The organism is Agromyces tropicus, assembly GCF_039531345.1.
GTDB classification, from domain to species: Bacteria; Actinomycetota; Actinomycetes; order Actinomycetales; family Microbacteriaceae; genus Agromyces; species Agromyces tropicus.
In genome coordinates, this window is sequence record NZ_BAAAPW010000001.1 from 23,466 (window position 1) to 48,718 (window position 25,253).

Below are 25,253 nucleotides of genomic sequence, written 5' to 3' on the forward strand. Positions count from 1 at the left end.
ATGTCCGATTCCGGGCCCTCGGGCGCATCGGCCGACCCGTTGGACGGGCGGGCCGCGGCGGACGCGGATGCCGGAGCGGCAGCACTCGCGGCGATCCGCGCCATCGCCGACCGGATGGCGGAGCTCGAGCCGGAGGCCGAGGCGGACGAGCCGGACGCCGTGCACCAGCTGCGCACGCACGTGCGACGCCTGCGGAGCCTGCTCGCGGCGTTCGGTCCGCTGTTCGACCCGTCGGCGACGCTGGCGCTGCGCCGACGGTTCGGCGAGTTCGGCCGCGAGCTGGGCACGGTGCGCGACATCGAGGTGCGGATCCAGGTCGCCGAACGGGCGCTCGACGTGGCGGAGGAGCACGACCCGCACCGCGACGTCGTCGCGGTGCCCGAGCAGGCCGCAGCGGTGCGCGAGCGGCTCGTCGACGACGAGGTCGAGGCGCACCGCCTCGCGCACGCGCGGTTCGTGGAACGGCAGCGGATGCCACGGGCCACGGGCCGTCGCGAGGCGCTGGCGACGTTCCTCGACGCGCCCGCATTCACGCCGCGCGCCTCGGGTCCGGCGCGCGAGGTGCTCGGCGAGCTCGTCGAGCACGAGGCGCGCCGGGCGGTGAAGCGGACGAAGCGCCTCCGGGGCGACGGCGATGTCGCGGCCCTGCACGAGGTGCGGAAGGCCGGGCGGCGGCTCCGCTACGCCGCCGAGTCGGTCGTGGACGAGCCCGTCGCGCGATTCGGATCGGCGGCGACGAGACTCGCCGAGGCGGGAGAGGCACTCCACGACGTGCTCGGCGACCATCGCGACGAGATGCTCTTCGCGGAGCACGTGCGACGCGCGGGCGCCCATGCCGCGCACGCCGGGGCTCCCTCGGCCGCGTTCGAGGCGCTGGCCGTGGCCGCCGACCGACGTGCCGACGAGCACCTCGCCGACCTGGACGACGCCGTCGCCGAGCTCAGGGCGGCGACGAAGGCCTGGCGCGCACGCTGAGCGCTGGGCGCCGCCACCGTCGTCGGCGTGCTCGGCCTGCTCCGCGCGATCGGCGTGATCAGCGGGTGAGGTCGCGCTGCATGACGACGCGGTGGGGCTTCGGCCGGGCGACCTCGACGAACCCCACCGCCTCGAACATCGAGACCGTGCCGGGAAACAGGTCGGCGGCCGGCGGCTTGGAGCGCGCGGTCGGATCGACGGCGTAGGCCTCGAGCACACGGGCGCCGTGCTCGCGCGCGGTGTCGACGGCGGCAGCGGCGAGGGCCGCACCGACGCCGCGTCGCCGGAACGCGCGCGGCACGACGAAGCACGAGACCGCCCAGACCTCGGCGTCGTCGAAGTCGTCCTCGGGGGAGACCGAGGCGACCTGGCTGAACGGCAGTCGCGGAAGCTCGCTCCGCGGCTCGACCGCGCACCACCCGACCGGGGTGTCGCCGTCGTAGGCGAGCAGGCCCGGCCCCGGCCCTGGAGCGGCGAGTTGGTCGGCGAGTCGCCCACGCAGCTCGTCGGCCGTCGCCTCGTCGAAGCTCGCGCCGCGGAGCTTGTACCACTGGCACCAGCAGGTCGCGGGGTCGCCGCGCGTGCCGAAGACGGCCTCGACGTCGGCGAACGGGGCGGTGTTCGCGGCGACGATCCGGAGGGTGGCCGCACCCACCTCGGTGCGATCGGAGGTCTCGGTCATGCGGCGACGCTACCGCGCGCCGGCGACATCGCCGCCGTCCGTCGGGGTCTGCTCCGCGCCGGCGCCCGTCGGCTCCAGGCGCAGCGCCCGGAGATCCTCGGCGAGCACGCGCAGGTCGTCCGGATCGGACGTGAACGCCTCGCCCAGGGCGGCCCTGCCGAGCATCGCCGCCGCCTTCGGGTACCGCCGCTGGTAGTCGGCCAGGAGCTCGACCCGTTCGTCCTCGTCGAGGTCGATCGCGTCGGCGGCGAAGCGCTGCGACCGCCAGTCGACCCGCACCCGGGGATGCGCGACCGCGTTCCGGTACCAGTCGGTGCGCGCTCCGCGGCTCGCCACGACCCAGAGCGTCGGGGGACCGGATGCCGGAACCTCGCGGCGCACCACCTCGAGCACCGTCGCCCGCTCGATCCCGCTCGAGCGGCCGAACGCGGTGAGCATCAGGAACCGGCCGCCCATCAGCCGGCCGAGCCGTGCTCGATACAGCGCCGAGGGCGCGTGGTAGAACCAGGCGAGCACGGGTCCGGGCTTCTTCATCGCCATGCCGCCAGCCTAGGGACGCAGCGGCGGCGAGCCGACCGTGAATCGCGGGAATCGTGAAGTAGCATCACGATGTGCCCGGCCAACCCTCCCCGCTCGACCGCATCCTCGAGATCGCGGACCTCCTCGAGCGCGACCTGGAGCACGAATTCGCCGGAAGCTCGCTCAGCACGGCGCGCATGCGGTTGCTGTGGCAGCTCGCCCGCACGGGGCCGTCGACGCAGCAGGCGCTCGCCGCGCGGCTGCAGGTGAGCCCGCGCAACGTCACCGGCCTGGTCGACGCGCTCGAGGCATCCGGCTACGTCACCCGGGCGCCGCACCCGGCCGACCGGCGCGCCGTGCTCGTCACGCTCACCGACGACGCCGACGGGCTCATGCGCGAGATGGAGCGCGACCACGCCGAACTCACCTCCGTGCTCCTGCTCGCCGTCGCACCCGAGGACCGCGCCGCGTTCGTGCGCGGCATCGACGCGATCGCCGAGCGGATGCGGCTGCTCGCCGAGGCGGCGGACGCCGGCCGCACCGCGGCGCGCCAGGCGAGCGGGCCCGCGGTGCACGCCTGACGCAGCCCGCGCACCCGCAGCGTGCACGAGCACCCCTCCGGAACCCGCTATGATTGACGAGTTGCCTCCGGAGCCGGGGGCATCGGGCTGTGGCGCAGCTTGGTAGCGCACTTGACTGGGGGTCAAGGGGTCGCAGGTTCAAATCCTGTCAGCCCGACCATTGCAGGCTTATTCAAACCTTTGGATTGAATGACCCTGTTTGGTAACGAATGAGAGCCTTCCGCATTGCGGGAGGCTCTCTTCACTTTGCTGGGCGCGTGTGCCACGACGGCGGGGCGGTGGTGTGCGTTCCAGTCGTGGAGGGCGGCGTTGACTTCGGTTCGTTCGGTCGCGATGTCGAGGTCACCGTTGGTAACGCGCACGAGGAGGCGTTTGAAGAAGGCTCCGAGAAGGTCACGGCGAACGTTGTCCGGGAGTCGCTGGTAGAGCGCGCCGGGGTCATCGAGGAGATCGACGTGTGCGAACGCTTGCTCGACGCCTCGTTGGATACGCTCCACGGTTGTCGTGAGCCTCTCGGAAACGAGTCCTTTCTGGAGCGTGACGGCTTCGAGGCGCTGGCGGAGTCTGTCGATGGCTAGCGTGCCGTCGGCGGCGAGGTCGATTAGCCGTTCTTCCTGCGCCTCGAGTTTTCGCAGCTGCTTGCCAAGCGCTTCTCTCTCGTCTTGGTCGGCGGCTTGAAGATCTGCGAGCGCGCGGCGAACTTCGTCGCGAATGGCGGCGAGGTCTTCGCTGTCGAATCGTTCTGCAGCGACAACGCGCTCGACTTCTGCTTCGACGTCGTCCAGGCGCACGGTGCTCATCGAACAGAGCCCGCGCTGCTTGGCCGTGCAGACGTAGTACTCATAGGTGCCGCCGTTCCCCTTGTTCTGGCTGTAGACCAGCCGGCTATTGCGGCCGGCGTCGGCGCATTCGGCGCAGTACAGAATGCCGCGCAGATAGTGGAAATGAATCCGGTCACGGTCGCCCTTCCGGTTGCGGCCGTCGAGGATGGCTTGAACGCTGAGGAACAGCTCTTTGGAGATGAGTGGCTGGTGTCGTCCCGCGTACAGGCGTCCCTTGTAGCGCATGACGCCCGTGTAGTACGGATCGCGCAGGATCACGGCGAGTTGGCTGCTCGACAGCGGACGAGCGGTCCTCCTTCCCGATGCGCGAGTCGTCAGTCCCTGGTCCTCCAGCATCATCTGGAGCTGCGTCACCGAGAATTGGTTCGTGGCGTACTGCTCGAATGCCCACACGATTATGGGCGCGCGAACGGGATCGACGTCGATGGTGTTGACGAGGCGCCCGCCGTAGTCCTTCCGGACGTTGAGGTAGCCGAGCTTGGCGCGCCCGACGCTTCCGCCACGTTCGACCTTGTGGGCCATCTTGATGCGGATATCCTCGCCGCTCATGCGGACTTGCAGCTCGTTGACGACGTCGGTGATGGCTTCCATCGCGTCGCCCATGTAGCCGTCGCCGAAGTTCTCCTTCGCGGAAACGAGGGTCACGCCCTTCTCTCGCAGGTGCCGCTTCGTGACGGCAGCATCGAGGTGGTTTCGGAAGACGCGGGAGCGCATGTAGATCACGACGTACTTCACTTCGGGGTTGCTGTCGATGAACCGCAGGAGCTTCTTGAATTCGGGTCGCTTGTCGATGGTCTGCGCCGACTGGCCGGGTTCGACGAACTCGCGCACGATCGGCGCGTGAAGTTCCTTCGCCTTCTTGGTCGCCCACTCGCGCTGCGTCGCAATGCTGTTGCCGTCCGCTTCGAGGTCGGCGGCAGTGTTCAGTTGCCGGGTCGTTGAGACGCGCAGGTATGAGACCGCGGCACCGCCTCGGCCAACCTCGTCGATCGCTTCATCGTCCCGGAAGAGGTGTTCAAGTCCGGCGACCGACGTCAGTAGCGGCGCTTCGGTTGTTGTTTCATCCATCTGTGGGCTCATGAGCAGTCCTCCTTCGGTTAGGTCCTCCGGATTAACGCTCGTCATGGCCCCGAAGTCCAGCCCTTCGGCGGCTTCCACGGCACCTTCAGCGGCTTCCGCCGGTGTCGCGCGACGGATGTAGTTTTTACCTCGCTCATCATGGTTCGTCATGGCAGGTCACCTCTTCAACCGTGGGACTCTGCTTGGGCATCTCCTGGCTCCCTGTACCGAGAGGTGAGGGCGCGTCGCGATACGGCGCAAGCCCGCGCAGCACTTTTGCGAGCCGTCGGGGGTCCGGTCGTGCCTTCCAGACGGCGACGATCTTGATCAGCCTGATGGCCCGCGGTCGACCGCGCTGTCGTGCCTTGCCTGACTCATTTGCTGAAGACATGGACCTGCCATCCTTCGGCGACGATGTCGTAGACCTCCCGGACGTGGTCCTGAGTCAGCTCGTAGTCAAGGGTGATCGCGGCTTCGGGAAGGCCGTGGTCCGATGCGATGGCGCGAAGGTCGGCCTCGAGCGGCGCAAGTTCGGCGAGGTCGCGAACGGCGTCTTCGACGTAGTTGTAGCTGGCGACGTAGCTCTCGCGGAAGGATTCGAGCAGGTTCGGATCGGCAGCGTTCACGTCGGGCAGCGTGAGGAAGGCGCGAAAGCTGGGCTCTTGGTATTCATCGAGGGCTTCGAGCCGCGCGGCGAGTGCGATGAGGTCGCGCGCGTTAAGCGTTGCCGGGACGGATGCATACTGCTCACCGTCTGAGACCGGGAGCTTGGTGCGGAGGAGGGTGCGCGCGAGCTCAGGGTCAAGCTGCTCATTCATGAATTGTCGCCCCGTGCTGGTGCCTTCGCGGGCCACCAGGAAGGTGCCGAACCAGTGGATCCACCGTTTCGCTTCGGGTGGCGTGCCGGGATCGTTGTAGAGGCTGAGGTACTCCTCGCGGAGCGCGAGGTAGCTGCCCGTGCCGCTGTCGGCGAAACGGGCCAGGACGCTGTCGCCCCCGGTGGCCCGGCTGAGCGCTTCAGCGATGTCGCGTGCGGTATCGAACTTGAGCTCGCTCTTCTGTTCGGCGGCCTCGGTGATGCCCGCCTCGATGCGCTCTTCGAGAGTGGCCTCGCGAATCACGAGTTCGCCGGACTCCGGCTCCGATTCAGGACCGACTGGGAGGTTGGGTTCGTGCTCATTCATGATCGGCTCCTCTCAGCGAGTACGTAGCGTCCGAGGGCGTCGACCCAGCCCTCCCGCTCGAACGGCACTTCGAGGTGGTTGAGTTCGTCGATTGCGGCTTGGGCGTCGAGGGCACCGGTGGAAGCGAAGTGCTCCAGGGTGGTGCCGGAGCCTTCGTGGAGGCTCGCGGCGATGAGCCGGGCGACGGTTTCGCTTCGGGCTTCGGGATCCATGGCGAGGCCGATCTCGATGAGTTGGCGTGCGCGGTCGGTTTCGTCCGGCGCAGCGGTGATGGTTGATGAGTTCATGTCTTTCCTCCTTTCGGTTAGGTGGTGACGGTCGCGTTGTAGGGCGCGAGGTGACGCAGCATGGCGTCGGGGGTGATGACCCAGAACAGGTCCGGGTCGAGCGTGCGCTCCGCGCGTATGGCGTCGCGAAGCGCTACTGCCCGCTTCCTGGTCGGGATGATCCAGACGACGGCCGGGAAGAGTCCGCGGGTGGTCTGCTCGGTGCCCGTGCGCTGGTACTGCTGGTAGGTGCGGCACTTCCGCAGCACCGCATTGGTGTGCTCGGTTCCGAGATCGACTTCGACGAATGAGTGCGTCTCGGTTTCGGTGTCAGCGGTGACGACCAGTAGGTCGGGCCTCAGTGTGATGGCGTCCGTGCCGGTGCTGTTGAAGGTTCGCCAGCAGGCGGATTCAACCTCGAGGTCCAGGAGTTCGAAGCTATCGATGCTCACCTGCTCCCTCAGCATGACGGCGATGTCGGCGACGGCGAGGGTGTGCGCAGTGAACGAGAGGCTCGGTTCGGTGTAGCGCCGACGGGTCGGGTCGCCGCGCCTGGCTCGCAGGTACCGTTCGCCGGCCGCACCGAGGTGCCAAATGGTCAGGGCGGAACCGTGCTTGATCCCGCCGATGCGACGTTCCAGCCGTGCGACTGCGCCGAGTCCCTCGAGGCGGTTCAGGATGCGGCTCGTGCCTCGGGTTGCTGCGCTCGCTGTTGCGTGATCGCCGAACGGTCGTGCGGGCAGATGAAGGCGCTGGAGCTGGCGAGTGGTGAGCAGCCGGAACTGCTCGAGGTCCTCAAGGATGCGGATGTCACGCTCGGTGAGATGCGGGCCGAGATCGCGAGTGGCCTGAGCGTTCATGGTGTCGCCTCCTGAGCGGCGCTGTCCGCTGCTATGCAGCGGGAGTCCCATCCCGGAACGGCCGGAAGCGGCCAGAACACGGCCAACAGTGGCGGTGGGTGTTCGTCGTGACTGGAAGGCCGAGCGGAACACCGGTCGGAACGGTCAGGCAGGAGGTCGAGTCGTTGAACGTCTGTTGTCATGACCGCCTCGCCTTCTGGTGGGAGTGCCGCGCGGTGCCCGCTCCTGGTTGGAACGAGCTGGCTTGGCCGGTGGCGGGTGTGTCGACGAGAGGCTTGCGTGCGCCGTAGTGTTCCCGGCTGGTTTCTCGGATGAGCGCTCCTGCGCCAACGATCGGTGCGGGCGGCAGGGTGCGCGCGGAGCACCATCCTGCAGGAGTGCCGCCCGCGAGGAGGTGCGCATAGATCTCATACCTCGGCAGGGTCTGGAAGTCGTCGGCGGCGAGCTGCGGAGCTTGCCGGGCCAAGTCGCGCGCATCGTCTGGTTGCAGAGCGAAGCAGATCTTGGAGCGAGCATTGACGTCGAGCGCCGATCGCAGTCCGGGCGGCAGCTGGTCGCGGTACTGGTGCGCGAGGTGCAAGGCGACCCCGTAAGAGCGTGAGGTCGCGAGGACATCTGAGATTGGCGTCGGCAGGTGGAGATAGTTCTGCACCTCGTCGATGAAGACCATGCCCGGGTGCTTCATGGGTGCCTTCTCGCGGGCTCGTTCGAGGGTGGCCATCCAGAGTTCGGCGACGATGAGGCTGCCGAGTAGTCGCGACGCTCCCGTGCCGAGGAGTCCGTCGTTGAGCGGGACGAGCACGATCTTCTTCTCTTGGAAGATGTCGCGGAGCCGGAACCGTGGTTTCGGTTGTCCGAGGACGGCGACGAGCGGCTTTCGCATGACGATTTTGCGGAGCTTGTTAAGCGGGGCCGCGATGGCGGCAGCCCGCTGGCCGGGGCGCATCTCTTCGAACTCGGCCCAGAAGGCTGCCAGCGTCGGGTCGTCCTGTACAGCCGCGATGACCGGACGACGGAACGCGGCATCGGTGAGGAGCCGCGGCAGGTCGATTAGCGTGTATGGCTCCGGGCGGGTCTGCCCTGCCCTGGCGAGGGAGAGCAGCGCGCCCTGGATGAGGTACTCGGTGCGCGGACCCCATCCATCCTGGAAGAGGGCGCCTAGGGCGGCGAGGATCCCGTCGACCACGATGTCCGGATCGCGGTCGCCGACGTCGAGCGGGTTGAACCCGACCGTGGCGTCCGTCTCGGTGGCATCGAGGACAACGATGCGGTCCGCTGCCTCGGCGGGCGCTGTGTCGAGAATCCGGTCAATGAGCTGCGCCTTCGGCTCGATCACGCAGCAGGCCCGCCCTGCTCGTATGTCGGACAGGATCAGATGCTCCAGCAGCGTTGATTTTCCGGAGCCGGTCGGGCCGACGGCCACGAGATGCTGGAGGCGGCTCTGCGGGTCGATCCCGACGAGGCGCTCGGGGCCGGAGGCGGTGCCGACCGCGAAGACGGCTTCGCTGTTGCTCACGATCTCCGGCACCGGCAGCATCCGCGGATGGACGCCCGGCACACCGGGATAGTCCCGTTCGCCGAGCGGCCAGCCCAGCAGCGGCACGAGCTCAGCGACGCCGAGACACAGCCGTGCGCCGACGCCGGCGGTACCGGCTATCCACCTGGCGACGGTGTCGTGCAGGAGGGAGAACCTGACGCCAGGGCTCTCGAGCGACTGCAGTGCCCCGAAGAGCTCCCAGGTCAGGGCGTGGCAACGCTTGGAAGTCTTGGCAGCAATCCCGATGCGGAGGACGGTGTCGAGGCGGGCCTGGGAGGCGTGGCTTGCCATGCGGTGCTTGACGTCAGTCGGTGCGGGGCGGGCACCGTCGAGGAGTCGGGAGCCGAGCGGCTGGAGCGGATCGAGCGGCGCGGTTATCAGTTGCGCTGGGCGGTGCGATCTGCCGATCAGAAGCTGCAGCGCGATGACTTCCTCACCACGACGTGAGGCGAAGGCTTGGTAGACCGCCCCGACCAGTTCCTCCGGATCGACCTCGGCCAGCGGCAGGCCGCTCGGGCGGGCCAAAACTCGGCTGACAGCGGCCACAGGAGCCCGCGTGGCGGCCCCAAACCGGATCCCCGGCACCATGCCCGCGAGCAGGCGCTTCAGCGGGTGAACGGCTGTTGGGGTGCAGCCGAGCAAGGGTGCAACCCCGTCGGTCGTGGCCTGCACTTCGAACACGAGCGGGCGCGACACGTCGCTTCCTGCGAGGCGCGTGATGAGTGCCGTGACCGTTGACGGGTTCAGTGGGCGTGGCAGGTAGAGGCGGGTGAAGACGAATGGCTCAGGCATGATCGTCCTCCTCGTTTGCGCGGCCGTCAGCCTCTGCGCGGGCTTCGACTTCGAGTCGTGCCTGCTCCAGGCCTTGAACGGTCAGGAACCGTCCGATCGGGGTGAATCGTTCGTCCTCCCCGTGGTCCGGGGCGACGTGTACGTGCCGGTCGCGACGCATACGATGCACGCGACGGCTACGACGATTGCTCATGGTGGGCCTCCCTTCTGAAGGGTTCGTTTCGCTCCTCGGACGAGACGGGTGAAGGGGGTCGCCCACCTGATTGGCGCTTGTTATGAACTTGGACGCGAGAGTTGTCAAGCGGAATGAGGCAGTGTTGTCTATTCCGCAACGACTCGACAGAGGCGAACGTGCTCATGCTCACCACCGGTGTTCGCGCCAGTGCCGCACTCCCACGACCGCGGCCCAGATGACGAGTGCGATTCCCGCGATGAGCACCAGCCAGCCCCAGAACTGCGCCAGCAGCTCCAGCGCGAGCGATAGTGCGACGATGCCGCCGAGAATGAGCAAGCAGGCATGGAAGAAGCGCTGTGGCGTAGGGGTGGGCGTCTCGTCGGCCATCAGTCATCACCAACCCCTGCGGCCGTGCTGGTTCGGGTGAAGTCGCTCGTCACGGGGTAGCCCGGGATCGTGATGTCGGACTCGATCTCGTTGCCCCACACCGACCAGTCCGCGTGGCTGTTCGGGCGCTGCCGTGCGAAGAGCTCGAGGTAGGGGCCGTCGAGGACCCGCTCGATGAGCGGGATCATCTCTTCGGGTTTCTGACTGTGCGCCTGCCGCGGAAATAGCAGCGTCGAGCGCTGCCCGCGGAACTTGAACGGCGCCTTGCCGCGGACGCCATGCAGCAGGATCTCGTGGGTGCCGCGGAAGTAGTTGCCGAGGCCCATGTAGTACTTGTCCCAGACCGCGTTCGTCTTGTAGGTGAAGCCCCACGCCTTCATGACCTCGAGCGCGCCCGGCAGTGCTGCGTTCGTCGTCCACAGCAGCAGCGTCGCGTTGTCCGCAGCGAGGTCCGCGACCGGCAGCTGCTTGATGCGGTCGAGGGTCATCAGGTCGTAGTGGTGGATCGCACCGCGGTCGCCGGCCTGGGCGATGTCCCAGGGCGGGTCGGCGTAGATCACGGCGTACCGTTTCGCGTTCGGGGCCGCCTGCGTGGCGCCCGGGGTGTGGTTGGTCATGTCAAAGAACTCCTTCCTCTCGTCCCGCACGGGAGACCCCGGCGGGCGTAGCGAGGACTGGTTATGCGCCCATCGGCGCGGGTCGTCAATATTCCGGTCGCCGTCGTTGCGAAAACCGCAACGAGCGGAAGACGAGAACGGGGCGGTGAAGCAGCTACCACTCCCACAGGTGCAGCTGCCCCACCGCCCCGAGGTCACGAGTCCGAGGACTCGCTCGGGACGTGCCCGGAGGCGAGATACGACTCGCGGATGAGCGCCTTGCGGGCCTCGTGCGCCTCCATTCCGAGCGCGTTCGCCAACTGCAGCACGGTCGCGCGGAGCTCGTCCTGCGTTCGGTCGAGCTCGGCCTCGATCCGCGCGATACGCGCCCGACGGCGGCGGATGATCCCGATCACGAGCCACTCACCTCCCTTCCATAGCCCGTAACCGACGTACGCGACGACCGCGACGGCGACCCAGGCCGCAATGCCGATGAGGGCGAGAATGCCGAGCAGCATCAGCCCCACCGCCGGATCGCCGCGGAGGCGCCGAGCGTGTAGCTGTCGACGATCTCCCGGTAGCGGGCCTCGCCGAGCGGCGCGACCGTGATGAGGTGCTGCTCGAGCGCGGTCAGGGCGCCGACGTGCTCGAGCGCGGTGTGCGTGAGCAGCGCGCGCCCGTCCTCGACGAGCTTGGCGACGACCGCGCGGGACTGCACGCGCTCGACCTCGCGGCGGGTCTGGCGTTGGGCTCCGAGCGAGAGAGCACCGAGGTTATGACCGTTCAAGGGTCCCGGGAACGGGGTCAGTTCGGTGTTCATGATCACTCCTGCTCCTCGTCAAGCAGTCGAGGGACCGCGCAGATGATCTGCTGGCCGTCGGACAGTCGACGGTTCGCCTTGACGCTCGCGATCATGTGATTGCCCGCCTCGACGACGAGTTCACCGACCCGAACCCCCTTCTCATAAACCGGGAAGGCGTAGCGGTTCGTGTGGGCATGCGTTACCGTCTTGTTGGTCACTGGAATCTCCTTCTACTTGGCCGTAGCGGGTATTGAGTTGTGGCCTCGATGGCCCAGCGTTGCCGCGCTGGGCCATCTCGCAATCTCATTGTCGGAAGCAAATTGCGCGCGCGAAAGGCTCGGACTGCATATTCTCCGGAGAAGGTTGGACGAGTCGGATTCTTGCGGTCTTGTCGGGACAAATCGGGACGCAGCCTTGCCCTGACACACCTGATGCCTCATAATCCGCGTCAGAAAGTGAGTTGCGAACGTGGATACGAATAACCCTCTCTTGGTGGCGTTACAGGCTGCCCTTCAGGCTGCTGTTCGATACGGTCTCGACGGGACCGCTGATGCTCAGGGGCTTCTCTGGGTAACGTCGGATGTCGACGGCGACCGCCGACACGATCCCGTACCTGCCGTGGAGATCGCCGACGCCGTTAAGAGCATTCCTGACGAACAACGGCAGCTGCGGGATCAAGCTGAGCAGCTGCTAGCGCTGGGGGCGGCGAGGGGGCGGTCGCTCGTCGAGCGTCACCACGCGTTTGTCAAGCTTCGTGGCGTCTCCAACTGGGACGTCGCGCGAAAACCTGCACACCAGGGGTTAGTTCTGGCAACAATTGCGCAGACTTGGTGGAATAGACGCGAAGAAGTAGCCCCAGCAAGAAACAGTTACGCCAGTTATCGCGTCATTCGATACGAGCGCAGATATGTACTGCCTGGCGGCAAGGGCTTCGGGCCGATGAGAACCACATACGAAAGGGTAATCGAGGCCACGGAGGACGGGCTCTCGGAATTCCGGACGATGGCCGCATTTCACTGGTCGAGTGGACCGGACCCCGCATATTCCCTTATGACCGACGGACAACTCGGGATTGAAAACAGTCGCGCGGATCAGATTGACGGGAATCCGGGTACTCGGATGGATATTGTGGTCAAGTTTGCTCCAATGAAGGCGGGAGATATGCGCACCATTTCCATCCTCAGAGAACAGCAGCTTGAGCTCGGCGACATCGGAGAGCCAGGAGACGACACGCTCCTCTACGTGGCCCCTGACTTCCAGGTGGATGAACTGGCGATCTCGGTGCGGTTCGGTGAAGGCCTCGCCGCGCGAACAGTCGAAACCTTCGCAAATGCTCGGATCAACGATCTCAGAGCGCTGGCTGTGCGAAGTGGCACGCTACGGGTAGTCGATGGTGTCGCCGCCCAGACGTGGCAGAAGCCGCTGATCGGCCGTGCCAGCGGGTTGCGCATCCTCTGGTGAGCGAGGCTGGTCTCACTTAGGATCGCCCCAAGCGACGAAGGGGGACCAACGTGAGGGACTGGAAGAATCCACGCCTGATGGCCTTTGGGCCGGGCGGAGGTAGCGACATGGACACCGGCCACGAGGGATCGGATGCTCCTGGCAGTGACAGCGGCAACGACAGCGACAACGATCACGGTGGCGGCCACTCGGGTCGTCACTAAACATCAGGCTTCAGTTGCACTCAGCCGGAGCATCGAGCGCTGCTCCCCGGCTGAGTACAATCACGACCTCATTGGTCCGCGGGGCCGGCTCGTCGGCAAGCTATGAGCGGGTCTTGGGCTGTCTCGCCGTGCCGGTACGACGGGCCGCCTTCCGTCGATTCGTGCGGCGCGCCGCTGCGGCAAAGGGTTGGAGCACGTTTCTGAGGGCAGTGGCATTAGCGGCCGAGAGATCGATCTCGTAGTCGACCCCCTCGACGCTAAAGGAGACCGTTTCGGCCGCTTCGCTTCCGTCAATGTCGTCCACCAACGTGACGATCGTCCTCTTGGCCAAAGGTGGCCCGCCTTCCTGTTCAATGTGCGACAGCCGGAAGCCTAGCGGGTACCGACTGATTCGCCTTGGCGGCGGCTGTCGTAGTATTCGCAACATAGCGATGAGAAGATTGACGCCCGTTCTTATCGGTCCATAATCGTGCTCGCTCCCCGTTGGCAAGCGGCTTCCCAAGAAGAGTCCAGTCAGGATTCGTCGGCCGCTCCCGATGAGGAGGCTCACCATGAGTGAGAACACCCCCGCCGCCGGCCTTCCGGCAGCACCCAGTCCGGTGCGCACCTTGGCTGTGCGCATGACCGACGACCTGCGAGCGCAGTTGGACGTCATCGCCCAGCTCAACGACCGCAGCGTTACCGAAGAGATCCGAATCGCCCTCGAGGCCTGGGTGCGGACCAGCAAGTCCGACCCCAAGGTCCTCGCCAGGGCCGAGGCGGTGCGAGCCGAGATCGAGCGCGAAGCGAAGACCAAGCAGAACGCGATCGAGGCCATCTTCGGCAGCACGAGCGGTGCAAAAACACCGCGCAAGCCTCCGGCATCCGCCTGAATGACTCAGGCAACTGCGGTGACTGCCCGGACGAGAACCTCGCGTTTCTCGTCCGGCGCGGTCGCCGCCTTCTACGTGCTTCGACAGGTGCGCTTCACTAAAACACCTGATTATGCAATAATTCAGAGCAGATAGCAGCTCCGGTTGTAGCGCGTTCATGCTCCCGGCTGCATCAGTTGCTGCCCCGTTCGGGGCGCGGCACCTCCAGGACGTCGGTGGGCACCGATACCTTGTAGATGCATCCCGAGCACAACTTAATCGCGCGCTGGAGCGCCAGGAGACGAATACATGGCACCGACCACCAAAGAAGGACAGCGCGCTGAGCTGCACAAGACCATCTGGCGAATCGCGAATGACCTACGTGGGTCGGTTGACGGCTGGGACTTCAAGAGCTACGTGCTCGGCATGCTGTTCTACCGTTTTATCTCGGAGAACCTGACCGCGTATATCAACAAGGGCGAGCACGAGGCTGGCGAGTCCGACTTTGACTACGCTCACCTCCCCGACGCCCAGGCCGAGTTCGGGCGCAAGGAGACGGTGGCCGAGAAGGGTTTCTACGTTCTACCCTCGGAGCTTTTCCGGAACGTGCGCGGGCGAGCGTCTAAGGACGAGAACCTCAACGAGACCCTCGAGCGGGTCTTCAAGAACATCGAAGGCTCAGCGGTCGGGGCAGACAGCGAGGACGACCTGAAGGGCCTCTTCGACGACCTCGACGTGAACAGCTCGAAGCTCGGCAACTCCGTCGCCAAGCGCAACGAGAAGCTCGTCAAGTTGCTTGATGCAATCGGCGACCTGCCGCTCGGCAACTTCGAAGACAACTCGATCGACCTTTTCGGTGACGCCTACGAGTACCTGATGCAGATGTACGCCTCGCAGGCCGGTAAGTCCGGTGGTGAGTACTACACCCCGCAGGAGGTCTCTGAGGTGCTCGCCCGCATCACGGTCATGGGCAAGAAGCGGGTCAACAAGGTCTACGACCCGGCCGCCGGATCCGGTTCGCTGTTGCTCAAGTTCGCGAAGGTGCTCGGTCGCGAGAACGTTGGCGGGTTCTTTGGTCAGGAGATAAATCTGACGACGTACAACCTTGCACGGATCAACATGTTCCTGCACGACGTCAACTATGAGAAGTTCGACATCGCGCACGGCGACACCCTGCTCGACCCGCAGCACTGGGACGACGAGCCGTTCGAGGCGATCGTTTCCAATCCGCCCTACTCGATCAGGTGGGAGGGTGACGCTAACCCGCTCCTCATCAACGACGAGCGCTTCGCACCGGCCGGTGTGCTTGCGCCGAAGTCGAAGGCCGACCTCGCCTTCACGATGCACATCCTGAACTGGCTCGCCGTGAACGGTACGGCCGCCATCGTTGAGTTCCCTGGCGTGCTTTACCGCGGGGGAGCGGAGCAGAAGATCCGCAAGTACCTGATCGACAACAACTACGTAGATGCCGTGATCCAGCTACCGCCGGATCTGTTCTTCGGCACCACCATCGCCACCTGCATCATCGTGCTCAAGAAGTCCAAAACCGACAACTCGGTGCTCTTCATCAATGCGTCGGACGAATTCAAGCGCGTCGGCAACAAGAACAAGCTCTCGCCGGACAACCAGCAGAACATTCTGATGGCGCTCGGCGTGCGGGAGGACGAGGAGCACTTCGCGACGCTCGTCCCGAACGAGGACATCGCAGCCAACGACTACAACATTTCCGTCTCGTCGTACGTCGACAAGGAAGACACCCGCGAGGCAGTCGACATCACAGCGCTCAACGCGGAGATTGCCGAGATCGTTGCGAGACAGGCTGAGCTGCGCGTCTCGATCGACGAGATCGTCGCGGACCTGGAGGGCTCCAAGTGAGCCGTGTAGACGAACTGATCGCCGAACTCGCGCCCGAGGGGGTCGAGATCAAGACCCTGGGCGATGTCGGGCAGTTCGTCCGCGGGAACGGCTTGCAGAAGTCTGACCTCACTGACGAGGGTGCACCTGCTATCCACTACGGACAGGTGCACACCCACTACGGAGTGTGGGCGGATACGACCAAGTCCTTCACCGATCCGGAGTACGCAGGGAGGCTGCGCCGCGCGAAGCATGGCGATCTCGTCATTGCGACAACGAGCGAGGATGATGCCGCAGTCGCCAAGGCAACCGCTTGGCTCGGGGAATCCGAAGCGGCAGTGAGCGGCGATGCATACATCTACCGCCACGAGCTCGATCCCAAGTACGTCGCGTATTTCTTCGGTTCGACCATGTTCCAGGACCAGAAGGCTCGACACATCACGGGCACGAAGGTTCGCCGTGTCTCCGGCGATGCACTCGCCAAGATCCGAATCCCCGTGCCGCCTATCGAGGTGCAGCGCGAGATAGCGGGAATCTTAGATAAGTTCACCCGGCTGGAAGCGGAGCTGGAAGCGGAGCTGGAAGCTCGACGGAACCAGTACGTCCACTACCGGCGCGAACTCCTCGATCTTGGGGTGGAGACGCCGCTCGGGGCGCTCGGAGACTTGGCCAGGAATCTCGATAGTCGTCGGAAGCCGGTGACCAAGGGCGCGCGAACCTCCGGAGACATCCCGTACTACGGCGCCTCCGGTGTCGTCGACTACGTGAGCGGCTACATCTTCGATGGTGACTATCTGTTGGTTTCCGAGGACGGCGCGAACCTCCTTGCGCGCTCGACCCCAATCGCCTTCTCGATCACGGGCAAGACGTGGGTCAACAACCACGCGCACGTTCTCGAGTTTGAGACGTACGCTGAGCGCCGTTTTGTCGAGATCTACCTCAACTCAATCGATCTGGCTCCGTTCGTTTCCGGTGCTGCGCAGCCCAAGCTGAATAAAGCGAACCTCAATCGGATCCCTGTGCCAAACCCGCCTATCGAAGAGAAGCAGCGCATCGTGGCGCTTCTCGACAAGTTCGACACCCTTGTCAACGATCTGAGTGTCGGTCTACCTGCGGAGATCACTGCCCGCCGTAAGCAGTACGCCTTCTACCGCGACAAGCTCCTCGCTATCGGGGAGGCCGCCGCATGAGTGAGTCTCTTCCTCGCAAGTACGATCCGATCGCCATCTCTGCTGAGTCCACAGTTGTCGCGGAGTACATCCCTGACACCTACGCCTCGGCGGCGTACCAGTCGGAGGCCACGCTGGAGCAGGAACTGATCTGCCTCCTCGAATCGCAGGCTTATGAGTACCTCGCTGTCACCTCGGAGGTGCAGCTGGTCGCGAATCTGCGCGCCCAGCTTGAGGCGCTGAACCACATCACCTTCTCCGACAAGGAATGGACCGACTTCTTCGACACCAAGATCGCCGGCAAGAACGACGGCCTTGTTGAGAAGACTGTGCGCGTCCAGGAGGACCACGTCCAGCTCCTGAAGCGTGACGACGGGTCGACAAAGAACATCACGCTACTGGACAAGCAGAACATCCACAACAACCGCCTCCAGGTCATCAACCAGTACGAGATCGGCCAGGGCGAAGGCGGCGCGAAGTACGCGAACCGCTACGACGTGACAGTGCTCGTCAACGGGCTGCCGATGGTGCACATCGAGCTCAAGCGCCGCGGCGTCGATATCCGCGAGGCTTTTAATCAGATCAACCGCTACCAGCGCGACAGCTTCTGGGCCGGCTCTGGTCTGTTCGAGTACGTGCAGCTGTTCGTGATCAGCAACGGCACGCTGACCAAGTACTACTCAAACACCACCCGTACCCAGCACATCAGCGAGGGTAGGAAGCAGACCAAGGGGCGCAAGACCTCGAACTCCTTCGAGTTCACATCGTGGTGGGCGGACGCGCAGAACAAGCCGATCACCGACCTGACTTCATTCGCGAAGACCTTCTTCGCCAAGCACACGCTGCTGAACATCCTCACCCGCTTCTGCGTGCTCACCGCCGACCGCCTCCTGCTCGTGATGCGCCCGTATCAGATCGTCGCGACCGAGCGGATCCTGCAGCGCATCGACATCGCCACCAACTACAAGCAACTCGGGACCGTTGCCGGAGGTGGCTACGTCTGGCATACGACCGGCTCGGGCAAGACTCTGACGAGCTTCAAGACGGCGCAGTTGGCGTCGAAGCTCCCGAGCGTCGACAAGGTGCTCTTCGTCGTCGACCGCAAGGATCTCGACTACCAGACAATGCGCGAGTACGACCGGTTCGAGAAGGGCGCGGCCAACTCGAACACGTCAACGGCGGTGTTGAAGAAGCAGCTCGAGGATCCGAACGCGCGGATCATCATCACGACGATCCAGAAGCTCTCGACGTTCATCAAGGCAAACAAGGCGCACGCGATTACGAAAGACCATGTCGTGATCATCTTCGACGAGTGCCACCGCTCGCAGTTCGGGGACATGCACACCGACATCACCCGCGCCTTCAGGCGCTACAACCTGTTCGGCTTCACCGGCACCCCGATCTTCGCAGTCAACGCCGGCACGGGCGGCAACCCGCAACTCAAAACCACGGAGCAGGCGTTCGGCGAGAAGCTCCACACCTACACGATCGTGGATGCGATCACCGACAAGAACGTGCTGCCGTTCCGGATCGACTACGTCAACACCGTCAAGGTCGGCACCATCATCGACAAGCAGGTGTCGGCCATCGACACCGAGAAGGCAATACTGGCCCCGGAGCGCATCAGCCAGATCGTGCAGTACACACTGGAGCACTTCGATCAGAAGACCAAGCGCTCCTCGAGCTACGAGCACTCCGTCGTGACCAACGTTGCCGAGTTGACCCGTGCCCGGCGCCAGGCCGAGGCTCTGCGTGAGCGCAAGCGGGTGCGCGGCTTCAACGCCATCTTCGCGACCGCCTCCATCGATGCCGCGCGTCGCTACTACAACCACTTCCAGATCCAGCAGGAAGCGCTCCCTGCCGACCGCCGCCTGAAGATCGGCCTGATCTACTCCTACGGTGCAAATGACGCCAGCGACGACGGCATCCTCGACGACGAGGCCTTCGACACCGATGCGCTGAGCACGGACGCGCGCAGCTTCCTTGAAGATGCGATCCAGGACTACAACGACATCTTCGGCACCAGCTACGACACCAGCGCTGACAAGTTCCAGAACTACTACAAGGACCTCTCGCAGCGGCTGAAGAACCGAGAACTCGACCTCGTCATCGTGGTCAACATGTTCCTCACCGGCTTCGACGCCACGACGCTCAACACGCTCTTCGTCGACAAGAACCTGCGGGCGCACGGCCTGATCCAGGCGTACTCGCGCACCAACCGCATCCTCAACTCGGTCAAGACGTACGGCAACATCGTCGCCTTCCGCGACCTCGAAGAGGAGACCAACGCCGCCCTCGAACTGTTCGGCAACAAGGACGCCCGCGGCGTCGTCCTGCTCAAGCCGTACGGTGACTATTACGGCGAGTACTCCGAGAAGGTCGAAGAACTCCTAGCGTCATTCCCGCTCGGCCAGCAGATCATCGGAGAGGCTGCGCAGAAGGAGTTCATCCAACTCCTCGGGCAGATCCTCCGGCTCGAGAACATCCTCACCTCCTTCGACGACTTCGCCGGGCATGAGATTCTCACGGAGCGTCAGGGGCAGGACTACCGCAGCGTCTACCTCGATCTGTATGCCGAGTTCCGCAAGGACAAGGACGCCGACAAGGAACTCATCAACGACGACGTCGTGTTCGAGATCGAGCTGATCAAGCAGGTAGAGATCAACGTCGACTACATCCTGATGCTTGTCCAGAAGTACCGGAGCCAGCACGGTGACGGCGACGACAAGGAGATCCGTGCCGATATCTCCCGGGCCGTCGACGCCAGCCCGACCCTGCGCAACAAGAAGGACCTCATCGAAGCCTTCGTCGACTCCGTCTCGGTCGACGGCGCCATCGACGAGGAGTGGCGGGCCTTTATCGCCGCCAAGCGCGAAGCCGAACTCGAAGCGATCATCGAGGACGAACGACTCCGGGCGGACGCCACTCGCGCATTCATCGAGATCGCGTTCCGCGACGGAGCGCTTCGCACCACCGGCACTGCGATCACCAAGGTACTTCCGCCTGCGTCTCGCTTCGCTGCGGACGGCGGCCACGGTGAGAAGAAGCAGCGCGTGATTGAGAAGCTCGGGGGGTTCTTCGAGCGGTTCTTTGGGTTGATCGCAGGAGGAGACGACTGATGGCGGGTGCGAGCAACGACGCTGCGAATGCGTCCATGATCAAGATCGTCTACTTCGATGAGGAGTCTGCGTCGGACTATCTGGACATCTCCGCTGGCGGAAAGACAGCTTCCACGAGCGAGCAGGTTCAAGAGCGGTCGAAGGAGACGCACGCCAAGGTTGAGGCGGGCTTGATGGCAAAGCTGAGCTGGCTGCCATTCCTCGGTGCGTCAGGCGAACTGAGTTCCGGGGCCGGGGCGTCAGCCGCAGGCAAGAGCATACTCAGCAAGACGCTGTCGAACACGATTCTGACCGACTACTTGGCAAAGGCAGATGAAGATCCTCGGGTAGCCCAGCTTCGAGATCTTCGGGTGACAGCGCCCAAGGACTCGATGGCGTTCATGAAGATGTTCACGCCCTACATGGTCATGCTGAAGATGGATGACATCCCCGTCGATCTGGCGCGGATGGATGAGGTGCTCGTAGGTGCGAAGGGGTACTACGAGCTGCTTGGCGAAAGCGCTGACGGCGCCAAACGCGTGCTGCGATTCAATCTCAGGGCGTTTCGCAACAACTACGGACTCGCCGACCTCGGGCGGATGCGCCTTGTGTTCCACGGAGTTCTCGTCGGGCGGACTTCCGAGCGTGCGCTCGGTATGCAGGCAGAGATGTCTGGCGGTTCGGCCGGCGGCCCGGTGACGGCCGCCGAACTTGTCGATGGCAAGCTCGCGGAGGATGACGACCTACTAGACGTCTACGACGTCATCCTGGCAGGAGTTGAGCATGTCGGGTGACACCAAAGTCACCATCTACTACGGCCCGCTGTCCTGGCTCCACTCGCAACTTGGCGCGAAGAAGGGCGAGTATCTGCTCGACATCGTGAGCGAGCGAGACGAAGCGAAGCGGCGCATTACTCACACGGTTGAGGGCCAGCCGATTCCTGAAGCCGAGGAGTTCGAGGCGCGGCCGAAGCGGATTGTTGCCGAGTCTGCGGACTATGCGAGCGTGCAGGAGCACGCGATCATGAACTTCGTTGGCCTGATTCGCTCGATCGATCCTGAGCAGCTCGTCCTGCATAACCCGCCCGCACACATCCACACGCAACTCGAGCGGGAGTTCTCGACACAGGTGAAGCGGTACTCCTATCCGACGGTGACGCGGGATACGCTCATCCGATTCCGCGATGGCTTTGCCGACCATCTAGTCGGGCAGACGGCTGTCAAGGAGTCGCTGCTTGCTGCGCTCTACTCGCTGACCACCGGCCGACGAACCAAGCCGGTCGTCCTGATGTTCTACGGACCGTCAGGTGTCGGCAAGACCGAGACCGCCCAGTTCGTCAACGGGCTGCTCGGCGGCACGCTCCTGCGCAAGCAGTTTTCGATGTTCCATAACGAGAAGTTCGCGTCGTATCTCTTCGGCGGGACGCACTCCGAGGACTCTTTCGCACGCGACCTGCTCGATCGCGAGTCTGGCGTGATCTTGATCGACGAGTTTGACAAAGCGAACTCCGTCTTCCATAGCGCCTTCTACCAGCTCTTTGACAGCGGGGTCTTCGAGGACAAGAACTACAGTGTCCAGGTCGGCCCGTCACTGATCCTCTGCACCTCGAACTACGGCACCGAAGACGAGATCCGACAGGCACTCGGTGACGCCCTGTACTCCCGGTTCGACTCCCTGGTTCGGTTCAAGCCGCTGTCCAAGAATGAACTCCAGCAGGTCATCAACCGACTCGTCGACAACCGCTTCGCCAAGCTCGCGCCTGATGAGCAGAATCGGCTGGACCCCGACGACGTCAAGACCATGCTGTACCCGCTCGCTGACAAGTCTGGCAACGTGCGCAAGCTCGGCAAGCTAATCGACGAAGTTATCGCCCTGGTGCTCGTGCGCGCGGTACTCAACGAAGAGGCACTGGCCGACGTCACAGCCTCCGGCGACAAGGAGCACGAAGCATGAGGGTCAGGCGGCTGGAGATCAAGAACTTCCGGGGCATCAAGTCCCTGGACTGGGCTCTGCCCTCGGACCAGCGGCTCATCGTTCTGGTTGGCCCGGGCGATAGCGGCAAATCTACGATCCTCGAGGCGATCCACTATCTGCTCGGAGACCGATGGAACATCCCGGTCTCTGACACCGACTTCTATGGCGTCGACGTATCCAGCCCGATCGTTGTCAAGGCGGTGCTCGTTGACATTCCGGATGCGCTTCGCAAGGAGAACGCCTTCGGTCTCTGGCTCAGCGGCCTGGACGCGGAGGGGGTTCTGCATCAAGACCCGGAGGACGACCACACCCCCGCTATGATCGCGTGCTTGACTGTCGATGAGACGCTCGAACCGAAGTGGACAGTCGAACGCGTCGATGGACAGTCGCAGGTACTGACTTCCTCGCAGCGTCACCACTTCTCGACGTTCAAGGTTGATGACCGTAACGACACACAACTGCGCTGGACGCGGACGTCTGCCTTGGGACGAATGTCCGTCCGGGACGGCGGTGACCGCCAGGCTCTGTCGGCGGCATCGAGGGCGGCACAGCAGGCATTGGCGAGCCACGAAAGCGCGTCCCTCACCGAGCTTGCCGCGCAGGTGCAGGCACGCGCCAATTCGATTGGCGGCGGGCAGTTCACGGATATCAAGCCAGGCTTGGACACCTCGCGATCGTCGATGGGTGCCGGCCTAGCGCTCTATGAGGACGTCGTGCCGCTGACCAGCTTTGGGCTCGGCAGCCGTCGTCTCGCAAGTCTCGCCATCCAGCAGCTCGCCGCGGGGAGTCGTGCAGTGGCGGTAGTCGATGAGATCGAGGATGGGCTCGAACCACATCGGGCAGTTCGGCTTCTGAACTACCTCTTGGCAGACGACGACTACTCGCAAGTCGTGGTCACCACTCACTCACCGGTCGTCGTGGAGCAAGCGCAGATCGCGAACTTGGCGACCGTGCAGTCGCACGATGGAGTCGTCACGATTACTTCGCTTGCGGGTGCCTCGGAGGAACTGCAACGGGTACGTCGTTCGCGTCCATCGTCGCTGTTGGCTCGCCGGGTTATCGTTGCGGAGGGCAAGACGGAACACGGGCTACTGATGGCCTGCCTCGATGCGTGGGACACGGAGCGCATCGCTGACGGCCGGTCGACATCGGCCGGCGAAGGGGTCGCAGTGCAGGACGGCCAGGGAGGTTCCGAGGTTCCGCGTCGTGCTGCGGCGCTCTCGGCCCTGGGCTATGCCGTGGCTGGGTTCATGGACAACGAAGATCGCAGCGTGGACGCGGCTGTCGAGGCTGCGGAGTCCACAGGCGTCACGATTGTCCGGTGGGACACCGGGCACAACATCGAGTCGCAGATCTGCGCCAATCTCAACGCAAATGGGCTCACCAAGTTTGTTGAGCTCGGCGTCGAACGCCGTGCAGCCGAAAGCACCGTACTCGATGACCTCACGTCAATCGACTCGGCCAACCCCATCACTTCGCTCGATGTGCAGACCTGGATCAGTGCGGGCACGACACTTGATGAGGCGCGAGACCGGATTGCCGTTGCAGCCAACAAGAGGAAATGGTTCAAGGAGGTTGACGACGGACGAGCGCTCGGCGAGTGGATCATGCAATACCGGACGCGGACTGCACTCCGCGAGGTCGTGCGGCGACTCGACGACATATACGCCTTCGTCTATCCACAGCCCTTGCCCATTGAGACTGAGGACACCGAGGTGGGAAGTGACCCCTCAGCCCATGGATGATGCTCTCAAGGCACTCGCCGCCAGTTTGCTTGCCGCCGCGCCCGCCTCAGTGGAAATGCCCGCGGGTACGGGTAAGACACATCTACTCGCAGCGGCGGTAGCGACAGCGGCCGATGACTCGAAGCGGTCGCTCGTGCTGACCCACACTAATGCTGGGGTAGATGCCATCCGCAAAAGGCTGCGATCGTTTGGGGTGCCCTCCGGGATGGCGAGGGTCGAGACCATCACGAGTTGGGCATTCTCGCTTGTTCGAGCTTACCCGCACCTGGCAGGGATCGTAGTTGCGGAGACCCCAGATTGGGCGCTCTCAGACCAATACGTCGAGGGCGCGGCCCGAGTCGCCGCGGCCACAGCCATCGCTGAGGTTCATGCTACGAGCTTCGATTATGTGTTCGTGGATGAGTATCAGGACTGCACCCTCGTCCACCACGCCTTCATTACCGCGATAGCCGATGCCGTCCCGAGGACAGTTCTCCTCGGCGACCGGCTACAGGCAATCTTCGGATTCACTGGGGCGTTGGCCGAATGGGACGCTCACGTCTTGCCGAGCTTTCCTGCATTCGCAGTAGAGCCAATACCTCAGCGGTGGAGAGGCCACAACGAGGCACTTGGCACATGGCTGCTCCAGGTCAGGTCGCACCTGGTCGATGGGCTGGACTTCGACTTCACTGAGCACAGCGTGCCGCATCTCACGCTCGTCACCGACACCAGCCCTACCAGCGTTGCCGCCGTCGCCCATGCGTTCAGGGACTTCGGTGAGACCGTACTGTTGCTTGACGGCGCAGCCTGGCGGGTCGCCGGACATGCGAGTCGACTCAATGGCAGCTACGCCGTCATGGAAGACATCAACGGTCGATTCATGCGTGACCAGATCAACGGCAACTGCAGCTCACCGCAGCACCCCGTGCTTCCGCTGCCGGCCCCGGGAGAGCCGGGCCTAGCGCGCTGGTTTGCTCAGTTTGCGAAGGCGTGCGTCATCGGACTCGGCGACCTCAACAATCCGGTGCTGCAGCGGCTCGAGCGCAACCAGTCCCTGACAGGGCTCTCCCGCGACGGCATCCAACCTGTGGTCAATGCGCTGGAGCAGCTCCGATCGACCGCAACCTATGAGCAACTTGCAGCTGCTGCGCGCGAGGTTCGGGCTATCAGCCAGGTGAAGGTCTACCGCTGGGAAGCATGGGCTGACACCCTCGCTGCAATCGCGTTGTCGGCGGAGAACGGTGAACCCGCCATCGACAACTTCGGACGTGTCCGCGAACGTCTTCGGCGCCAAGGGCGCAAGAGCCATGCGCGTATCGCCTCCAGAACACTTCTCGTCAAGGGACTCGAATACGATCACGTCGTAATCGCCGACCTCTCTCAGTTCCGCGACCCTAGGCACCTCTACGTCGCGCTTTCGAGGGCACGCAAGTCGGTCACAGTGATCGGCGGCTCCATGCGCATTCGCCTTCAGAACGATCGTCCGCGAGCCTGATCGAGATCTGGATCGTCGAGAATACGCGCGGCTAGCACTCCTACTCCGAAGCCGGCGGAGACAAAACACCGTCGGGAGATTCAACGACTGGCGACCCGCTTGCTGTGACCGACACGCCCACGCCCGAGGGGATCTCAACGGCTGACGTTGGCATGACGTCGCCGAAG

Annotated in this window: 24 protein-coding genes and 1 tRNA gene; 12 read left to right on the plus strand and 13 right to left on the minus strand. The window is 64.3% G+C overall.

The genetic code is table 11. The features are described from left to right. On the plus strand, positions 1-975 hold the full coding sequence (locus tag ABD230_RS00110; protein ID WP_344368593.1) for a CHAD domain-containing protein: 975 nt from the start codon (positions 1-3) through the stop codon (positions 973-975). Between the two features lie 58 nt (positions 976-1,033). On the opposite strand, the gene ABD230_RS00115 is transcribed toward ABD230_RS00110, so the two are convergent. Both ABD230_RS00115 and ABD230_RS00120 read right to left on the minus strand, forming a co-directional pair. Next, positions 1,034-1,657: a GNAT family N-acetyltransferase gene (locus ABD230_RS00115; protein ID WP_344368594.1), complete on the minus strand. Its 624-nt coding sequence runs from the start codon at positions 1,655-1,657 to the stop codon at positions 1,034-1,036. A gap of 9 nt (positions 1,658-1,666) precedes the next feature. Continuing rightward, positions 1,667-2,197, minus strand: coding sequence for a nitroreductase family deazaflavin-dependent oxidoreductase (locus tag ABD230_RS00120; protein WP_344368596.1), 531 nt, complete (start codon positions 2,195-2,197; stop codon positions 1,667-1,669). A 71-nt stretch (positions 2,198-2,268) separates the two neighbouring features. On the opposite strand from ABD230_RS00120, the gene ABD230_RS00125 reads away from it, so the two are divergent. Then, positions 2,269-2,757, plus strand: coding sequence for a MarR family winged helix-turn-helix transcriptional regulator (locus ABD230_RS00125; protein ID WP_344368598.1), 489 nt, complete (start codon positions 2,269-2,271; stop codon positions 2,755-2,757). Positions 2,758-2,840: 83 nt separating this feature from the next. After that, positions 2,841-2,917, plus strand: a tRNA-Pro gene (locus ABD230_RS00130). Here ABD230_RS00130 and ABD230_RS00135 read toward each other — a convergent pair. From ABD230_RS00135 to ABD230_RS00180, 10 genes are all read right to left on the minus strand, one after another. Next, entirely contained in the window at positions 2,880-4,829 is a 1,950-nt protein-coding gene (locus tag ABD230_RS00135; protein ID WP_344368600.1) for a recombinase family protein, read from the minus strand. The two genes, ABD230_RS00130 and ABD230_RS00135, sit on opposite strands and share 38 nt — an antisense overlap. 203 nt (positions 4,830-5,032) lie before the next feature. Continuing rightward, a complete protein-coding gene (locus ABD230_RS00140) occupies positions 5,033-5,842 on the minus strand; it encodes a hypothetical protein (RefSeq protein ID WP_344368601.1) in 810 nt (269 codons plus the stop codon). Beyond that, the gene (locus tag ABD230_RS00145; protein ID WP_344368602.1) at positions 5,839-6,129 is read right to left on the minus strand and encodes a hypothetical protein; all 291 of its coding nucleotides are present in this window, start codon (positions 6,127-6,129) and stop codon (positions 5,839-5,841) included. Before ABD230_RS00145 ends, ABD230_RS00140 begins: the two co-directional genes overlap by 4 nt. 17 nt (positions 6,130-6,146) lie before the next feature. Beyond that, on the minus strand, positions 6,147-6,968 hold the full coding sequence (locus ABD230_RS00150; protein ID WP_344368603.1) for a replication-relaxation family protein: 822 nt from the start codon (positions 6,966-6,968) through the stop codon (positions 6,147-6,149). Between the two features lie 178 nt (positions 6,969-7,146). Continuing rightward, a complete protein-coding gene (locus ABD230_RS00155; protein ID WP_344368604.1) occupies positions 7,147-9,297 on the minus strand; it encodes a type IV secretory system conjugative DNA transfer family protein in 2,151 nt (716 codons plus the stop codon). 361 nt (positions 9,298-9,658) lie between these two features. After that, on the minus strand, positions 9,659-9,859 hold the full coding sequence (locus ABD230_RS00160; RefSeq protein ID WP_344368605.1) for a hypothetical protein: 201 nt from the start codon (positions 9,857-9,859) through the stop codon (positions 9,659-9,661). Beyond that, positions 9,859-10,476 (minus strand): MT-A70 family methyltransferase, encoded by a 618-nt coding sequence (locus ABD230_RS00165; protein WP_344368606.1) that lies wholly within the window; start codon positions 10,474-10,476, stop codon positions 9,859-9,861. Before ABD230_RS00165 ends, ABD230_RS00160 begins: the two co-directional genes overlap by 1 nt. A 194-nt stretch (positions 10,477-10,670) precedes the next feature. After that, complete coding sequence (locus ABD230_RS00170) at positions 10,671-10,973, minus strand: hypothetical protein (RefSeq protein WP_344368608.1); 303 nt, start codon at positions 10,971-10,973, stop codon at positions 10,671-10,673. Beyond that, positions 10,973-11,275, minus strand: a complete 303-nt coding sequence (locus tag ABD230_RS00175) for a hypothetical protein (protein WP_344368609.1) — start codon at positions 11,273-11,275, stop codon at positions 10,973-10,975. The genes ABD230_RS00170 and ABD230_RS00175 overlap by 1 nt, the downstream gene beginning before the upstream one ends. Before the next feature lie 2 nt (positions 11,276-11,277). After that, on the minus strand, positions 11,278-11,475 hold the full coding sequence (locus ABD230_RS00180; RefSeq protein ID WP_344368610.1) for a hypothetical protein: 198 nt from the start codon (positions 11,473-11,475) through the stop codon (positions 11,278-11,280). A 250-nt stretch (positions 11,476-11,725) separates the two neighbouring features. Between ABD230_RS00180 and ABD230_RS00185 the strand changes: the two genes are divergently transcribed. Next, positions 11,726-12,718 (plus strand): hypothetical protein, encoded by a 993-nt coding sequence (locus tag ABD230_RS00185; RefSeq protein WP_344368611.1) that lies wholly within the window; start codon positions 11,726-11,728, stop codon positions 12,716-12,718. A 303-nt stretch (positions 12,719-13,021) separates the two neighbouring features. Here ABD230_RS00185 and ABD230_RS00190 read toward each other — a convergent pair whose 3' ends face one another. Then, positions 13,022-13,576, minus strand: a complete 555-nt coding sequence (locus ABD230_RS00190) for a histone-like nucleoid-structuring protein Lsr2 (RefSeq protein ID WP_344368612.1) — start codon at positions 13,574-13,576, stop codon at positions 13,022-13,024. On the opposite strand from ABD230_RS00190, the gene ABD230_RS00195 reads away from it, so the two are divergent. The 8 genes from ABD230_RS00195 (at position 13,473) to ABD230_RS00230 (ending at position 25,086) form a co-directional block, all read left to right on the plus strand. Beyond that, positions 13,473-13,793 (plus strand): ribbon-helix-helix domain-containing protein, encoded by a 321-nt coding sequence (locus ABD230_RS00195; RefSeq protein ID WP_344370128.1) that lies wholly within the window; start codon positions 13,473-13,475, stop codon positions 13,791-13,793. The genes ABD230_RS00190 and ABD230_RS00195 overlap by 104 nt on opposite strands. Positions 13,794-14,081: 288 nt before the next feature. Next, entirely contained in the window at positions 14,082-15,647 is a 1,566-nt protein-coding gene (locus ABD230_RS00200; RefSeq protein WP_344368613.1) for a type I restriction-modification system subunit M, read from the plus strand. Continuing rightward, positions 15,644-16,816: a restriction endonuclease subunit S gene (locus ABD230_RS00205; RefSeq protein ID WP_344368615.1), complete on the plus strand. Its 1,173-nt coding sequence runs from the start codon at positions 15,644-15,646 to the stop codon at positions 16,814-16,816. The genes ABD230_RS00200 and ABD230_RS00205 overlap by 4 nt, the downstream gene beginning before the upstream one ends. Next, positions 16,813-19,914: a type I restriction endonuclease subunit R gene (locus ABD230_RS00210; protein WP_344368619.1), complete on the plus strand. Its 3,102-nt coding sequence runs from the start codon at positions 16,813-16,815 to the stop codon at positions 19,912-19,914. The genes ABD230_RS00205 and ABD230_RS00210 overlap by 4 nt, the downstream gene beginning before the upstream one ends. A 35-nt stretch (positions 19,915-19,949) precedes the next feature. Then, entirely contained in the window at positions 19,950-20,687 is a 738-nt protein-coding gene (locus ABD230_RS00215) for a DUF6414 family protein (protein ID WP_344368620.1), read from the plus strand. Then, positions 20,677-21,846 (plus strand): AAA family ATPase, encoded by a 1,170-nt coding sequence (locus ABD230_RS00220; RefSeq protein ID WP_344368621.1) that lies wholly within the window; start codon positions 20,677-20,679, stop codon positions 21,844-21,846. Before ABD230_RS00215 ends, ABD230_RS00220 begins: the two co-directional genes overlap by 11 nt. Next, positions 21,843-23,612 (plus strand): ATP-dependent nuclease, encoded by a 1,770-nt coding sequence (locus tag ABD230_RS00225; protein WP_344368622.1) that lies wholly within the window; start codon positions 21,843-21,845, stop codon positions 23,610-23,612. Before ABD230_RS00220 ends, ABD230_RS00225 begins: the two co-directional genes overlap by 4 nt. Next, positions 23,605-25,086 carry a UvrD-helicase domain-containing protein gene (locus tag ABD230_RS00230; protein WP_344368624.1) on the plus strand — a complete coding sequence of 494 codons (1,482 nt, stop codon included), beginning with the start codon at positions 23,605-23,607 and terminating at the stop codon, positions 25,084-25,086. The genes ABD230_RS00225 and ABD230_RS00230 overlap by 8 nt, the downstream gene beginning before the upstream one ends. Positions 25,087-25,253 lie beyond the last annotated feature (167 nt).